Genomic DNA, 13,266 nt, shown 5'->3' on the forward strand with positions numbered 1-13,266 from the left:
CGCCACACTCTCGTGAAGTTGTGAAAACCCGTTTTTTCACGCTCTTTTGAAGACGTGAACCTCAAAAAAGGGCTGTCCCAGCCTGGCACTGCGCCCGGTTTGGTTGCCCCCATGTAATACATGACAGGCAAAACGGGCAGACAGCTCAGTGACCGAGCGTAATGACAGCTCTGCAGATTCGCGAAAAGTGGTGATTTGCCTGGAGGAACAGCAAGCACGCCAGCTTCACTCGATCTGTGTGGGCGGCTCTCTGTGGGCGTTGCGGGGTGCCAATACCAGCGCATCAGCGGTGTTGCGAGGCCCGATCAGGAGACGTCCTTATAATCGGGGGGAGATTGTATCGAAGAAACGCAGGGAAATGGTCGTGTTTAATGACTTTTATTAGCCGTCCGGTCAGACGGTCAACAGCTGCCGGTTACGTGCTCGAGCAGGAAGCGCTTGCACGCGGGCGCTGGTGGGCAGTGGCTGGTGCAGCCAGTTGAGACGGATCTCTTCGATTTCCACCCAGCCTTCGCCCATGGGTTGCAGGCTGCACTGCTTGAACGCCTGGCAACGGCCGTCGCGATCGAGCAAGGCGAAGCTGCGGTGATGAGGACGAGGGGTGAACAGGGAAATAAGGAAGCGCATGATCGGATACCGGGTCAGGGAGCTTGGGATAAGCCTGACAGTGGGCTATGACATGCCGGTGTAAGTACCGTGACAATGGGGTGACAGGAACCGGCAACCGAGGCCCGTGTCAGACATTTCAGTATTCATCGTGCGACGCTAGTTCACGGCGATGGCGCACCGCTATACTGCCGGCCTGTTTGTGCCCGATTCTGGAGAGAAGAGCATGTTGCAACGCCTGTTGTTCGGTTTGATCGCTGTGACCAGTCTGACCCTCGTCGGCTGCGCCCACAGCCCGCAACAACTTAACCCGGAGCCCAAGCTCAATGCCCAGCTGGCGCCTGTGGGTCGTGGCCAGCCGGTGGTGGTGCGGGTGGTGGACGGTCGTCCGTCGCCGACGCTCGGCACCCGTGGCGGGCTGTATCCGGAAACCAGTGTGATCACGGTGCAGGGCGCGCAGATCCTGCCCAAGCTGCAGGCCCAGGCTGAAGCCGCCGTGCGTTTGCTGGGCTTCACGCCGACCGCCAATGCCTTGAATGCACCACAACTGACGGTGACCCTGGCCGAGCTCAAGTACCAGTCGCCCAAGGAAGGCATGTACGTGACCGAAGCCACCATCGGCGCGACCTTCCGCTCCGACGTGCAGAACGCCAACCGTCGCTACAGCGGCCGTTACGGTGCGTCCCTGGACCAGCGCTTCGGCATGGCACCTAACCAGGACACCAACACCAAGCTGGTCAGCGACGTCTTGAGCGATGCCCTGACCCGGCTGTTCAAGGATCCGACCATTGGCCAGGTGCTGGCCGAGTAAGGTTTCGGCGGCATGACCCCTGGGCTGCAATGGTCCAGGGGGCGAATGAGACTTTTGAAAGCAAGACCTGTGGGAGCAAGGCTTGCCCGCGATAGCGATCTGTCCTTCACAGCGTTGTCGAAGGTGCTGCCCTCATCGCGGGCAAGCCTTGCTCCCACAGAGTGAAACCGTCATGCAGCCTCTGAGTACAGCTCCAGCACACTGATCCCGGTCAGCAGGTCTGTCTCCGGAAGATCGGCATGTTGATGGCCGCCCAGGGCGCAATACACCAGCCAATGACGGTCCTGCACGTTGAAGGACAGGCTGTCGACGAGGTTCTGCTGTTCGTCGCTTGGGCTGATGAGATAGAGGCGGTCCTGGTTTTCGGCGTGCAGCATGACGGGTTCCGTGCAGGTTTGAAGGGCGACAGAGTGGCCTAATCAGATGACGAAACCGTGACGGGTGAAATTAACCTTGGGCGTGCTCCCTCGCCACAAAAGAACCCAGCGTTGCGGCGGGATCGTTACTGGTCGGAAAAAACGGTGCAGGGCGGCAGGCTTTCGGTAGAATCCGCGCCCTGTTCGTAGGCCACGGGCGTGTCCTGTCCGTTTTTCGCTTGAGGTTCGTGATGTCGCTGCATCTGCTTTCGTTGTTCGCCGCCCACCCCGCCAAACTGATCAACCTGCTCGCGTTGCTGTTTGCCTGCCCGGGCGGCTGGGTGCTGCATGCGACGCGCCGCCGTGAACAACGGGCGCGAGCCTGCCTTGAAGCGCGCAATCGCGATGGCAACGAACGATTTGAAGCGCTGCTGGATCTGGCCACTCAGCGGATGAACCGGTTTTTCTACCGGTTTGGCTTTGGCTGCCTGGCGCTGGCGTTGCTGGTGTCGTGGATCAGTACGCAGTTCTAACGCAGTAGCCGTGGAACGGGCGTTTGCTCCCGCTGGGCTGCTCCCGCTGGGCTGCGCCCGTAGGAGCTGTCGAGTGCAACGAGGCTGCGATCTCTCTCCAGACACTTGAATCTCAAGCGAAAGAACAAAAGATCGCAGCCTTCGGGAGCTCCTGCACAAACCCAGCGGGAGCAAGCTCCCTCGTCGTGGCTTTAAAGCGCCAACCCCGCCTTGACCCGATACTGATTTCGCACCGGCGTTGCGTATTGCAGCACCAGGAACGGTCGGTGTTCCGGTGGGCAAGCGTCCAGCCTGCGCTGCCATTCCTGCTCGGCCTTGGCCAGCTCTTCGGCACCGAACACCTTGGCCGCCTTAGGCACCTGCAACTGCGGGTCGGCGTCGGCCCATTGGGCGTAAGCCAGGTAGTGCACCGGGAACAGGCGGTAGCCGCCGAGAATCTGCCGGTCCATCTCCTGGGCCAATTGCTTGGTGTCCTCGAACAGCTCGGTGATGGGCGCGGCGAAGTTCACGTGGACCCGGCCCTTGTAGCCGGTGATGCCCTTGGCGATGCTCACGTCGTCCTCGCCCGGGACCTTGGTGTAGGTGCCGGTGGTGGCGCGGATGTACAGCTCGCGGGCCTTGGCCTGGTCGCACGGGTCGTATTCGTAGCTGATCGACACCGGCGTAAGGTTGAGTGACTGGATCACCTCGCCGAACGGCTCGTCCTTGCGGCTCATGTGGAACATCTTGAGGATCGCCGATTCGGTCCGGTCGTCACCGTCCTTGGCTCGTCCTTCGGCCTGGGCGATCCAGATCGAGGCGCAGTCGTTGCGGATCGAATGGTTGATGTACGCCGACAACAACTGGTACGCCGCCATTTTTTCCCGCCGCCCGGTGATGGAGCGGTGCACGATGAAGCTCTTGTTCAGGCGCATCAGGTCGCTGACAAAGGGCTTTTGCAGCAGGTTGTCGCCAATGGCGATGCGCGGGGTCGGCAGGCCGGCGTGGTAGACGGCGTAGTTGACGAAGGCCGGGTCCATCACGATATCGCGGTGGTTGGCGATGAACAGGTACGCACTGCCGGACTTGAATTGCTCCACCCCTGTATAGGTCACGCCATCGGTGGCGCGCTCGATGGTGTGGTCGACATAGAACTCCACCTTGTCCTGCAACGTGGCGACCGACGTCACCCCGGCGAACTCACGGCGCAATCTTTGCGCTATAAGGGGTTTGAGCATCCAGCCGAAGGCGCCGGCCAGGCGTGGGAAGCGGAAGTGGGTGAGGATATCTAGAAACGCCTTGTCGCCAAGCAGTCGTGCCAGCACCGCTGGGACTTCGCTGTCGTCGTAAGGTCGGATGGCATCGAATTCGCCCATCATGCTCTCTTGTTGGAAACGGCTAGGGTAAGTAAAGGTTCTAACGAAAAAACGACAGGGCACGGTCAGGAAGATAAGCCAGACAAAAATAGCCCTGCAAATAGACCGGCGATTATACGCACAAGTCACCTGGGAGACCGCGATGCTGGAAAGCGCTCATTATGAATGTCCCTATTGTGGGGAGGACGTTGAGACATCCCTGGACTTGTCCGGCGGCGACCAGACCTACATCGAGGATTGTCAGGTGTGTTGCCGGCCAATCACCTTTGTGTTGCAGGTCCATGGTGAGGAATGGCATCTCGAGGTCTTCAGAGAAGACGACTGACGGGGGGCAACACCGATGCGGCGAATCTACGAGCTGGAAAACCTGATGGAAGGCGAGTTGTTGCAAGGCATGCTTGCCAGCGAAGGCATCACGGCGCATCTGGTGGGGCGCGATTTGCTGGGCGGTGCGGGGGAGTTGCCGATGCAGGGCTTGCTGGGACTGGCGGTGGAGGATGACCAGGCGCAATACGCCCGGGAGTTGATCGCCGCGTACAATGCCGCACTGCCGTTGCCCGGCGATGAACCGGACAGCTATCCCGGCACGCTGGTCTGTTAGGCTGGCGGCCGTTTGTTCGATCAAGAGTCGTGTTGCCCCATGTGTGGACGTTATGCCCTGTTTCGCTGGAACCCCACCTTTGCAGCCCTGCCCGGTTTTCCCGCCGATCAGAAGGCTCAATGGAATATTTCGCCTAACGATTCCGTGCTGATCCTGCGGGCCGGCGCCGAGGGCCAGCGTGAGCTGGCCCGGGCACGCTGGGGCCTGACGCCGCCGTGGCTGACCGACCTGTCCCGCACCCCGGCTCATGCCCGGGCTGAAACCGTGGCCGAACAACCGATGTTCCGAGAGGCCTTGCGCCTGCGCCGTTGTCTGCTGCCGGCCAATGGTTTCTATGAGTGGCGCGGCGGCACGCGCAAGCGTCCGTACTGGTTGACGCCGGGGGAGGGTTCGTCGCTGTTTTTCGCCGCGATCTGGGAAGCGTATCCGGTGCAGGAACAGGTGTGGCTGAGCACGGCGGTCATCACCCAACCGGCGGCGGGTCAGCGCCGGCCGTTGATCCTGGACGAAGAAGGCCAGCGCCTGTGGCTCGACCCCGAGACACCGCTGCATGCCTTGCAAGGACTGCTGGCAAGCGAGCCGGCGGTACTGCGCGAGCGAGTGCTGGCCAACATGGTCAATGATCCGAAGCTCAATGGGCCGGAGTGCTTGACTCCGGCTTGAGCTTTGCGGCGCTTGTATTGGCCTTATCGTCGGATCGCCGCCCGGAGCAGGCTCGCTCCCACAATAGGCTACGGGTGTTCACAAAAAATGTGTTCACCGCCTATCCCCCTGTGGCGTTACTCGTGATGCGGTTCACCCAGGAAGGTCAACGAGGTGAACACGCCACGGGTGGCCACGTCCTTGTTGTCCTTGAGTGCAATTTCCATCTGCGCCGCGATCACATTCAAGCCTTCGTTGCGCACCAGCACCTTGGCCCGGCCTTCTGCGTCGGTTTCAGTCGATACGGTGTTCGGCGCGCTGCGGTAGTCACCCACCAGTTTCACACCCGCTGCCGGTTTGCCGTCCAGCAGCACCCGTACCGGCAATGACTGGCCTGGCCCTACGGTCAGCGGGTCGACTTCCGGCAGGATCACGAACTTGATCGGTGCAAGCGTCGGCAGTTTCGCCCCCGGCTCATAGATCGCCAGGCTGTACTTGAACGTGTGGGTCGACTCGATCGCCCCGGGCACTTTGCTGCGGCCTTCGTTGATCCACTTCTTGTCCGCCGTCTGGGACCACATGCCGTTGTCCAGCGCCACGGCCAGCACCGCCGGTGGCTTGAGCGGTTGCAGGCGGGCGTGGTCCGGCAGGCGCTCGACGGTGACGGGGATCATCTTGCCGACCTGATCATAGGCCCAGGCACCGCTGATTTTCTGCGCCTTGAAGGCATTGTCTTCGGCGCCGTGGCCGTAGATCACTTCGATGTTGCCGCGACGCTGTTCGGTCCACAGGCCATGGGCCGAGGCCTGTGTGGCCAGGAGCAGGCCGAGCAGGGCGAAGGTCTTGGGGTATTTCATGCGGATGTTCCTTTTACAGAGCGAGGGTGAGACTGACGGTGAAGTTGCGCGGCTCGCCGGGGGTGACCCAGTAGTTGCTGTAGGCGCGCTCGTAGTACTTTTCATCGAAGACGTTGTTCAGGTTCAGCCCCACGGTGACGTCATCGCTGGCCTTGTAATGGGCCAGCAGATCCACGGTGTGGTAGGCCGGCAGTTCGAAGTCCTTGCCCGCTTCGCCCGAGCGATCGCCGACGTACGTGAACGCCGCGCCAACATCCGAACCGCGCAGGTGCCCGTCCTGGAATTCGTAGACGCCGAGCAGGCTGCCGCTGTGTTTGGCGACGCCAAGGATCCGGCTGCCCGTGGGGATTTGCTCGTCACCCTTGGTCACTTCGGCATCGATGTAGGCGAAGGCGCCAATCACCCGCACGGCATCGGTCACCTGCCCGGTGACTTGCAGGTCGATGCCCTGGCTGCGGGCCTTGCCCATGGCGCGGCTGAAGTCGGTCCCGGCGATCGGGTTCAGGACGTTTTCCTTCTTTATATGGAACGCCGCCAGGGTGGTGCTCAGGCGATCGTCGAACAATTCGCTCTTGATCCCCACTTCATAGCCGACGCCTTCCTCGGGGTCGAAGGGTTTACCGCCGGCATCCAGGCCATTGTTGGGTTTGAACGAGGTTGAGGCGTTGGCGAACAGGCCAACCTCGGGCGTCAGTTGATACAGCAGGCCGGCCCGCTGCGTCAGGGCATCGTGGCGTTGGCGGTTGGTGCGATCGCGGGTGTGATCGTCGATGCTCTGCTCGAAATGCTCATAGCGCACGCCGAGCATGCCCCGCAGTTTGTCGGTGAAGACGATCTGGTCTTGCAGGTTCAGCGCGCGGCTTTGCACATGTTCGAAGAAGTCGGTGCCGGTCCGAGTACCATTGGGTTTCGGCTGGCCGTAGATCGGCTGATAGATGTCGATGGGGTAGGTGCTGCCACCGATGGTGGTCACGCGCTCGTTCTTGCGGTAATCCTCATATTCGCTGCCGATCAGCAGTTCGTGTTGCCAGGGGCCGAGGTCGAACAGGCCGCGCAATTCCAGTTGGGTGATGCTGTCGTGCCAATTGTTGTCGCGCTCGCGATAGCGGCGGTTCACCGTGTGGCCATCGGCGTTCAGCGGGCGCGCTTCGGAGGCGAAGCCCCAGAGTTCACCCTGCTTGTAATGGCTGGCCAGGCGCAGTTGCCAGGTGTCGTTGAGCTGATGTTCGAGGGCGGCCTGGAGCATGTTGTTGTGATTGTCGATGTCGCCATCGTTGGGTTCGCCCAAAAAGGTCGAGCGGGAAACGCCGCTCCAGCGATTGTTCGGGGCGACGATGCCACGGTCGAACGTCGAGCTGTGGCGCACGATTTCGCTTTCCACCAGCAACCGGGTGTCGGGGTTCAATTGCCAGCTGATGGAAGGCGCGACGAAGACGCGCTGGCTGTCGACGTGATCGCGAAAGCTGTGGTTGTCCTCGACCGCCAGGTTGACCCGCGACAACAGGTTGCCTTCGGTGTCCAGTGGCCTGTTGACGTCCAGCGCGGTGCGGTAGCGATCCCAGCTGCCGGCGCTGGTTTGCAAGGTGGTGAAGGCTTCGGGCTGGGGTTTCTTGGTGACAATGTTCACCGTACCGCCGGGATCGCCACGGCCATACAGGCTGGCGGCTGGGCCCTTGAGCACTTCGATGCGTTCGATGTTCGCCGCGTCCGGCGTGCTCGGATAGCCACGGTTGGCGCTGAAACCGTCCTTGTAGAATTCCGATGTGGTGAAGCCGCGCACGCTGTATTCGTAGAGCGTCAGGCCACCGAAGTTGTTCTGCTTCGATACACCGCCGGCGTATTCCAATGCTCGTTCGACGTTGGTGCTGCCCAGGTCCTTGAGCACGCTGGCAGGGATCACGCTGATCGATTGCGGGATGTCGCGCAGGGCCGTGTCGGTTTTGGTGGCGCTGGCAGAGCGGGTGGCGCGATAGCCCGTGACGGGGCCGGTGGGGGATTCGTAGTCGGACGTCACGTTGACGGCGTCCAGTTCCAGAGGCTGGACTTCTTCGGCGTAGGCGGGATCGGCGAGCAAGCCCAGGGCGAGACTGGCAACGGAAATCCGTTTCAGGGATGACATGTTATGTTGTTCCAATTTTTAGTATTGAAACAATATAACACTACTAATGAGAATTTATGCTATCTGTATTTTCAGGTGAATCAGGATGAGATGACCGTCCCCACGCTCTGCGTGGGAATGCATACCGTGACGCTCTGCGTCACTTCCAGCAGTGGAACGCAGAGCGTCCCAGGCGACATTCCCACGCAGGAGCGTGGGAACGATCGATTCGCGCTAGTCGGCTATGACGCGGCTTACTGTTCTTCCTTGAGCGCCACTGGTGCCGGCGGTGGGCGCAGGCCGATTTCAGCGGTGAGCTTGAGCTCCTTGCCATTGCGCATGACCTGGATCGTCACCTTGTCAGTGGGCTTGATCCGCGCCACCTGGTTCATCGAGCGGCGGCCATCGCCGGCCGGTTCGCCATCGATGCTCAGGATCACATCGCCCAGTTGCAGGCCGGCCTTCTGCGCCGGGCCGTCGCGGAAAATCCCCGCCACCACGATGCCGGGCCGCCCGGACAAGCCGAAGGACTCCGCCAGTTCCTGGGTCAGCGGCTGGACTTCAATGCCCAGCCAGCCGCGAATCACCTGGCCGTGTTCGATGATGGACTTCATCACCTCCATCGCCAGCTTCACCGGAATGGCGAAGCCGATACCCTGGCTGCCGCCGGACTTGGAGAAGATCGCCGTGTTGATCCCGGTCAGGTTGCCATTGGCATCCACTAGCGCGCCGCCGGAGTTGCCGGGGTTGATCGCGGCGTCGGTCTGGATGAAATCCTCGTAGTTGTTCAGGCCCAACTGATTGCGCCCGGTGGCGCTGATAATGCCCATGGTTACGGTCTGGCCGACGCCGAACGGGTTGCCGATGGCCAGGGCCACGTCGCCGATGCGGATACTGTCGGAGCGGCCGATGGTGATGGCCGGGAGGTTCTTGAGGTCGATCTTCAGCACCGCGAGGTCGGTTTCCGGGTCGCTGCCGATCACTCGGGCCAGGGTTTCGCGGCCGTCCTTGAGGGCAACCACGATCTGGTCGGCACCACTGGTGACGTGGTTGTTGGTCAAAATATAACCTTCCGGGCTCATGATCACGCCCGAACCCAGGCTCGACTCCATGCGCTTCTGCTTGGGCGAGTTGTCGCCGAAGAAGCGCCGGAATTGCGGGTCTTCGAACAACGGATGGCTGGGTTTGTTGATGACCTTGGTGGTGTACAGGTTCACCACGGCTGGCGCGGCGGTGGTCACGGCATCGGCATAGGACACCGGCCCCTGTTGCACCGCCTTGGTTTGCGGCGCCTGCTGCAAGTTGACGTCGAGGCTCGGCAGGCCCACCCATTCCGGGTAGCGCTGGATAATCAGTAGAGCGACAAGCACGCCGGCCAACAGCGGCCAGCCGGAAAAACGCAGCGCCTTGAGCATTAAGCACGTCCTACAAAGGTTGCAGGCGGTATGAGACCGCCCATAATGTCGCGCATTATACGAGGCCGCGCGTGCCTCTGAACGGGATATTTAGGAGTCTTTTGATGGCCGTAGCCCTGAACACCCTGGTCGAAGAAGCGGACCGTTACCTGGCCAGCAGTCGGATTGTCGATTATTGCCCCAACGGCCTGCAGGTCGAGGGCGCGCCCCAGGTGATGCGCATCGTCAGTGGCGTCACCGCCAGCCAGGCCTTGCTTGACGCTGCCGTCGAGGCCGAGGCCGACCTGGTGCTGGTGCATCACGGTTATTTCTGGAAGGGCGAAAACCCTTGCATCACCGGCATGAAACAGCGTCGCCTCAAGACGTTGCTCAAGCATGACATCAGCCTGCTGGCCTACCACTTGCCTTTGGACCTGCACCCGGAGGTGGGCAATAACGTGCAGTTGGCTCGCCAGTTGGACATCACCGTCGAGGGGCCGCTGGATCCGGACAACCCCAAGATCGTCGGCCTGGTCGGTTCCTTGTCCGAACCGATGACGGCCCGGGATTTCGCGCGCAAGGTCCAGGAAATCATGGGGCGTGAGCCGTTGTTGATCGAAGGCGAGCAGATGATCCGCCGGGTTGGTTGGTGCACAGGCGGTGGCCAGGGCTATATCGATCAGGCGGTGTTGGCCGGCGTCGACCTGTACCTCAGCGGCGAGGCGTCGGAGCAGACCTTCCACAGTGCGCGGGAAAATGGCATCAGTTTCATCGCCGCCGGGCATCATGCGACCGAACGCTATGGCGTCCAGGCGTTGGGTGATTACCTGGCGCGGCGCTTTGCCCTGGAACACATATTCATCGATTGCCCGAATCCCATCTGACTGTTTATAACCCCTGTGGGAGCGAGCTTGCTCGCGATGGCGGCGGATCAGCCGACATTAATATGGCTGACACGCCGTCATCGCGAGCAAGCTCGCTCCCACAGAAAAGCGCGTGCGGGGCCCGAACCGGCAGGCATATCCATATGCTGTTTCGATCTAGTTGGCGCCCTGATTAGAAGAGGTCGCTGTGCTAGGATTCCCCGCTCGAACACGGCCCGCTGGCCGTTCATAAGAAAGTTTTCGTGAGTAGCCATGGTCGACAAACTGACGCATCTGAAACAGCTGGAGGCGGAAAGCATCCACATCATCCGCGAGGTGGCCGCCGAGTTCGATAACCCGGTGATGCTGTACTCCATCGGTAAAGACTCCGCCGTGATGCTGCACTTGGCACGCAAGGCGTTCTTCCCCGGCAAGCTGCCGTTTCCGGTGATGCACGTCGACACCCGCTGGAAATTCCAGGAAATGTACAAGTTCCGCGATCGCATGGTCGAGGAACTGGGCCTGGACCTGATCACCCATGTGAACCCGGACGGCGTGGCGCAGGGCATCAACCCATTCACCCACGGCAGTGCCAAGCACACCGACATCATGAAGACCGAAGGCCTCAAGCAGGCCTTGGACAAATATGGTTTCGACGCCGCGTTCGGCGGTGCCCGTCGCGATGAAGAGAAATCCCGCGCCAAGGAGCGCGTGTACTCGTTCCGTGACAGCAAGCACCGCTGGGACCCGAAGAACCAGCGCCCGGAGCTGTGGAACGTCTACAACGGCAAGGTCAACAAAGGCGAGTCGATCCGGGTATTCCCGCTGTCGAACTGGACCGAGCTGGACATCTGGCAGTACATCTACCTCGAAGGCATCCCGATCGTGCCGCTGTACTTCGCCGCCGAGCGTGAAGTGATCGAGAAGAACGGCACGTTGATCATGATCGACGACGAGCGCATCCTCGAGCACCTGTCCGACGAAGACAAAGCCCGTATCGTCAAGAAGAAAGTGCGTTTCCGTACCCTTGGCTGCTACCCGTTGACGGGCGCGGTGGAGTCCGAGGCCGAAAGCCTGACGGACATCATCCAGGAAATGCTCCTGACGCGAACTTCCGAGCGCCAGGGCCGGGTCATCGACCACGATGGCGCAGGCTCGATGGAAGATAAAAAACGTCAAGGTTATTTCTAAGGGGCTGTCATGTCGCATCAATCTGATTTGATCAGCGAGGACATCCTCGCCTACCTGGGCCAGCACGAGCGCAAAGAGCTGCTGCGTTTCCTGACCTGCGGTAACGTCGACGACGGCAAGAGCACCCTGATCGGGCGCCTGCTGCACGACTCCAAGATGATCTACGAAGATCACCTGGAAGCCATCACCCGCGATTCGAAGAAAGTCGGCACCACCGGTGACGATATCGACCTGGCGTTGCTGGTCGACGGCCTGCAGGCCGAGCGCGAGCAAGGCATCACCATCGATGTCGCCTACCGCTATTTCTCCACCGCCAAGCGTAAATTCATCATTGCCGATACTCCAGGCCATGAGCAGTACACCCGCAACATGGCCACCGGTGCCTCCACCTGTGACCTGGCGATCATCCTGGTGGACGCCCGCTACGGCGTGCAGACCCAGACCCGTCGCCACAGCTTCATTGCTTCGTTGCTGGGCATCAAGCACATCGTCGTGGCCATCAACAAGATGGACCTCAAGGACTTCGACCAGGGCGTGTTCGAGTCGATCAAGGCCGACTACCTGAAGTTCGCCGAAGGCTTGAAGATGAAGCCCACCAGCATGCACTTCGTGCCGATGTCCGCCCTCAAGGGCGACAACGTGGTGAACAAGTCCGAGCGTTCGCCGTGGTACACCGGCCAGTCGCTGATGGAAATCCTCGAGACCGTGGAAGTGGCGGGCGACCGTAACTTCACCGACCTGCGTTTCCCAGTGCAGTACGTCAACCGTCCGAACCTGAACTTCCGCGGTTTCGCCGGCACCCTCGCCAGCGGCATCGTGCACAAGGGCGACGAAGTGGTGGTGCTGCCGTCGGGCAAGAGCAGCCGCGTGAAATCCATCGTCACCTTCGAAGGCGAGCTGGAACAGGCAGGTCCTGGCCAGGCGGTAACGCTGACCATGGAAGACGAAATCGACATCTCCCGTGGCGACTTGCTGGTGCATGCCGACAACGTGCCGCCGGTCACCGACAACTTCGAAGCGATGCTGGTGTGGATGGCCGAGGAGCCGATGCTGCCGGGCAAGAAATACGACATCAAGCGCGCCACCAGCTACGTGCCGGGCTCGATTGCCAGCATCGTCAACAAGGTGGATGTGAACACCCTTGAAGAAGGCCCGGCCAGCGCGTTGCAGCTCAACGAAATCGGCAAGGTGAAGATCGCCCTGGATGCGCCGATCGCCCTGGACGGTTACGAGAGCAACCGCACCACCGGCGCGTTCATCATCATCGATCGCCTGACCAATGGTACGGTCGGTGCCGGCATGATCGTCGCCCAGCCGCTGGCTCACGGCAGCAGCACGCACCACGGCAAGCTGGCCCATGTGTCGGTGGAAGAACGCGCCCAGCGTTTCGGCCAGCAGCCGGCCACGGTCCTGTTCAGTGGCCTGTCGGGCGCTGGCAAAAGCACGCTGGCCTATGCGGTCGAGCGCAAGTTGTTCGACTCGGGCCGTGCGGTCTTTGTTCTCGATGGCCAGAACCTGCGTCATGACCTGAACAAGGGCTTGCCGCAGGATCGCTCCGGACGTACCGAGAACTGGCGCCGTGCGGCTCATGTCGCCCGTCAGTTCAACGAAGCCGGCCTGCTGACCCTCGCCGCGTTTGTCGCCCCGGATGCCGAAGGCCGCGAACAGGCCAAGGCGCTGATCGGCAAGGAGCGTCTGCTGACCGTCTACGTCCAGGCCTCGCCAACGGTGTGTGCCCAGCGTGATCCGCAAGGGCTGTATGCCGCCGCTGGCGACAACATCCCGGGCGAATCCTTCCCGTATGACGTGCCGCTGGATGCCGACCTGGTGATCGACACCCAGTCGCTGACCCTGGAAGAGAGCGTCAAGCAGGTGCTCGATCTGCTGCGCAAGCGTGGGGCGATCTAAGGCAAGTCGCTGTAACTAAAAGCCCGCAGATGAGTGATCATCTGCGGGCTT

The 13,266-nt window shown here is 61.3% G+C and carries 14 protein-coding genes; 8 read left to right on the top strand and 6 right to left on the bottom strand.

Features of this window, described 5'->3' with window-relative positions:
- Nucleotides 1-393 precede the first annotated feature (393 nt).
- Nucleotides 394-627, bottom strand: a complete 234-nt coding sequence (locus tag AB4O22_RS01115; protein WP_460095783.1) for a hypothetical protein — start codon at nt 625-627, stop codon at nt 394-396.
- A gap of 205 nt (nt 628-832) precedes the next feature.
- Between AB4O22_RS01115 and AB4O22_RS01120 the strand changes: the two genes are divergently transcribed.
- On the top strand, nt 833-1,417 hold the full coding sequence (locus AB4O22_RS01120) for a YajG family lipoprotein (protein ID WP_003205489.1): 585 nt from the start codon (nt 833-835) through the stop codon (nt 1,415-1,417).
- 170 nt (nt 1,418-1,587) lie between these two features.
- On the opposite strand, the gene AB4O22_RS01125 is transcribed toward AB4O22_RS01120, so the two are convergent.
- Nucleotides 1,588-1,794 carry a hypothetical protein gene (locus AB4O22_RS01125; RefSeq protein WP_014340170.1) on the bottom strand — a complete coding sequence of 69 codons (207 nt, stop codon included), beginning with the start codon at nt 1,792-1,794 and terminating at the stop codon, nt 1,588-1,590.
- A 230-nt stretch (nt 1,795-2,024) separates the two neighbouring features.
- Here AB4O22_RS01125 and AB4O22_RS01130 point away from each other — a divergent pair, with 230 nt between their 5' ends.
- Nucleotides 2,025-2,306, top strand: coding sequence for a hypothetical protein (locus tag AB4O22_RS01130; protein WP_072344446.1), 282 nt, complete (start codon nt 2,025-2,027; stop codon nt 2,304-2,306).
- A gap of 191 nt (nt 2,307-2,497) precedes the next feature.
- On the opposite strand, the gene AB4O22_RS01135 is transcribed toward AB4O22_RS01130, so the two are convergent.
- Nucleotides 2,498-3,664 (bottom strand): 1-acyl-sn-glycerol-3-phosphate acyltransferase, encoded by a 1,167-nt coding sequence (locus tag AB4O22_RS01135; protein WP_223472413.1) that lies wholly within the window; start codon nt 3,662-3,664, stop codon nt 2,498-2,500.
- A 139-nt stretch (nt 3,665-3,803) separates the two neighbouring features.
- Between AB4O22_RS01135 and AB4O22_RS01140 the strand changes: the two genes are divergently transcribed.
- The 3 genes from AB4O22_RS01140 to AB4O22_RS01150 are packed head-to-tail and all read left to right on the top strand — an operon-like array spanning nt 3,804 to nt 4,925.
- Complete coding sequence (locus tag AB4O22_RS01140) at nt 3,804-3,986, top strand: CPXCG motif-containing cysteine-rich protein (RefSeq protein WP_003205483.1); 183 nt, start codon at nt 3,804-3,806, stop codon at nt 3,984-3,986.
- A 15-nt stretch (nt 3,987-4,001) separates the two neighbouring features.
- Complete coding sequence (locus AB4O22_RS01145; protein WP_072344436.1) at nt 4,002-4,262, top strand: putative signal transducing protein; 261 nt, start codon at nt 4,002-4,004, stop codon at nt 4,260-4,262.
- A gap of 39 nt (nt 4,263-4,301) precedes the next feature.
- Nucleotides 4,302-4,925 carry an SOS response-associated peptidase gene (locus tag AB4O22_RS01150; protein WP_223472414.1) on the top strand — a complete coding sequence of 208 codons (624 nt, stop codon included), beginning with the start codon at nt 4,302-4,304 and terminating at the stop codon, nt 4,923-4,925.
- 116 nt (nt 4,926-5,041) lie between these two features.
- Here AB4O22_RS01150 and AB4O22_RS01155 read toward each other — a convergent pair whose 3' ends face one another.
- The 3 genes from AB4O22_RS01155 to algW form a co-directional block, all read right to left on the bottom strand.
- A complete protein-coding gene (locus AB4O22_RS01155; RefSeq protein WP_013694201.1) occupies nt 5,042-5,761 on the bottom strand; it encodes a DUF4198 domain-containing protein in 720 nt (239 codons plus the stop codon).
- Between the two features lie 13 nt (nt 5,762-5,774).
- Nucleotides 5,775-7,880 carry a TonB-dependent siderophore receptor gene (locus AB4O22_RS01160; protein WP_460095784.1) on the bottom strand — a complete coding sequence of 702 codons (2,106 nt, stop codon included), beginning with the start codon at nt 7,878-7,880 and terminating at the stop codon, nt 5,775-5,777.
- Nucleotides 7,881-8,113: 233 nt separating this feature from the next.
- The gene (algW, locus tag AB4O22_RS01165; RefSeq protein WP_003205476.1) at nt 8,114-9,274 is read right to left on the bottom strand and encodes a Do family serine endopeptidase AlgW; all 1,161 of its coding nucleotides are present in this window, start codon (nt 9,272-9,274) and stop codon (nt 8,114-8,116) included.
- Nucleotides 9,275-9,378: 104 nt separating this feature from the next.
- Here algW and AB4O22_RS01170 point away from each other — a divergent pair, with 104 nt between their 5' ends.
- The 3 genes from AB4O22_RS01170 to cysN all read left to right on the top strand — a co-directional run bounded on the left by AB4O22_RS01170 (nt 9,379) and on the right by cysN (nt 13,215).
- Nucleotides 9,379-10,137, top strand: coding sequence for a Nif3-like dinuclear metal center hexameric protein (locus tag AB4O22_RS01170; RefSeq protein ID WP_460095785.1), 759 nt, complete (start codon nt 9,379-9,381; stop codon nt 10,135-10,137).
- A gap of 252 nt (nt 10,138-10,389) precedes the next feature.
- A complete protein-coding gene (gene cysD / locus AB4O22_RS01175; RefSeq protein ID WP_003178041.1) occupies nt 10,390-11,307 on the top strand; it encodes a sulfate adenylyltransferase subunit CysD in 918 nt (305 codons plus the stop codon).
- A 9-nt stretch (nt 11,308-11,316) separates the two neighbouring features.
- The gene (gene cysN, locus AB4O22_RS01180) at nt 11,317-13,215 is read left to right on the top strand and encodes a sulfate adenylyltransferase subunit CysN (protein WP_460095786.1); all 1,899 of its coding nucleotides are present in this window, start codon (nt 11,317-11,319) and stop codon (nt 13,213-13,215) included.
- The last annotated feature ends 51 nt before the right edge of the window (nt 13,216-13,266 follow it).

Source organism: Pseudomonas sp. S3_B11 (genome assembly GCF_054667715.1).

Coding starts and splice junctions, on each gene's coding strand:
- cysD (WP_003178041.1), top strand. CDS start 10,390: ATGGTCGACAAACTGACGCATCTGAAACAGCTGGAGGCGGAAAGCATC.
- AB4O22_RS01125 (WP_014340170.1), bottom strand. CDS start 1,794: ATGCTGCACGCCGAAAACCAGGACCGCCTCTATCTCATCAGCCCAAGC.
- AB4O22_RS01120 (WP_003205489.1), top strand. CDS start 833: ATGTTGCAACGCCTGTTGTTCGGTTTGATCGCTGTGACCAGTCTGACC.
- AB4O22_RS01150 (WP_223472414.1), top strand. CDS start 4,302: ATGTGTGGACGTTATGCCCTGTTTCGCTGGAACCCCACCTTTGCAGCC.
- AB4O22_RS01135 (WP_223472413.1), bottom strand. CDS start 3,664: ATGATGGGCGAATTCGATGCCATCCGACCTTACGACGACAGCGAAGTC.
- AB4O22_RS01115 (WP_460095783.1), bottom strand. CDS start 627: ATGCGCTTCCTTATTTCCCTGTTCACCCCTCGTCCTCATCACCGCAGC.
- AB4O22_RS01170 (WP_460095785.1), top strand. CDS start 9,379: ATGGCCGTAGCCCTGAACACCCTGGTCGAAGAAGCGGACCGTTACCTG.
- AB4O22_RS01160 (WP_460095784.1), bottom strand. CDS start 7,880: ATGTCATCCCTGAAACGGATTTCCGTTGCCAGTCTCGCCCTGGGCTTG.
- cysN (WP_460095786.1), top strand. CDS start 11,317: ATGTCGCATCAATCTGATTTGATCAGCGAGGACATCCTCGCCTACCTG.
- AB4O22_RS01140 (WP_003205483.1), top strand. CDS start 3,804: ATGCTGGAAAGCGCTCATTATGAATGTCCCTATTGTGGGGAGGACGTT.
- AB4O22_RS01130 (WP_072344446.1), top strand. CDS start 2,025: ATGTCGCTGCATCTGCTTTCGTTGTTCGCCGCCCACCCCGCCAAACTG.
- algW (WP_003205476.1), bottom strand. CDS start 9,274: ATGCTCAAGGCGCTGCGTTTTTCCGGCTGGCCGCTGTTGGCCGGCGTG.
- AB4O22_RS01155 (WP_013694201.1), bottom strand. CDS start 5,761: ATGAAATACCCCAAGACCTTCGCCCTGCTCGGCCTGCTCCTGGCCACA.
- AB4O22_RS01145 (WP_072344436.1), top strand. CDS start 4,002: ATGCGGCGAATCTACGAGCTGGAAAACCTGATGGAAGGCGAGTTGTTG.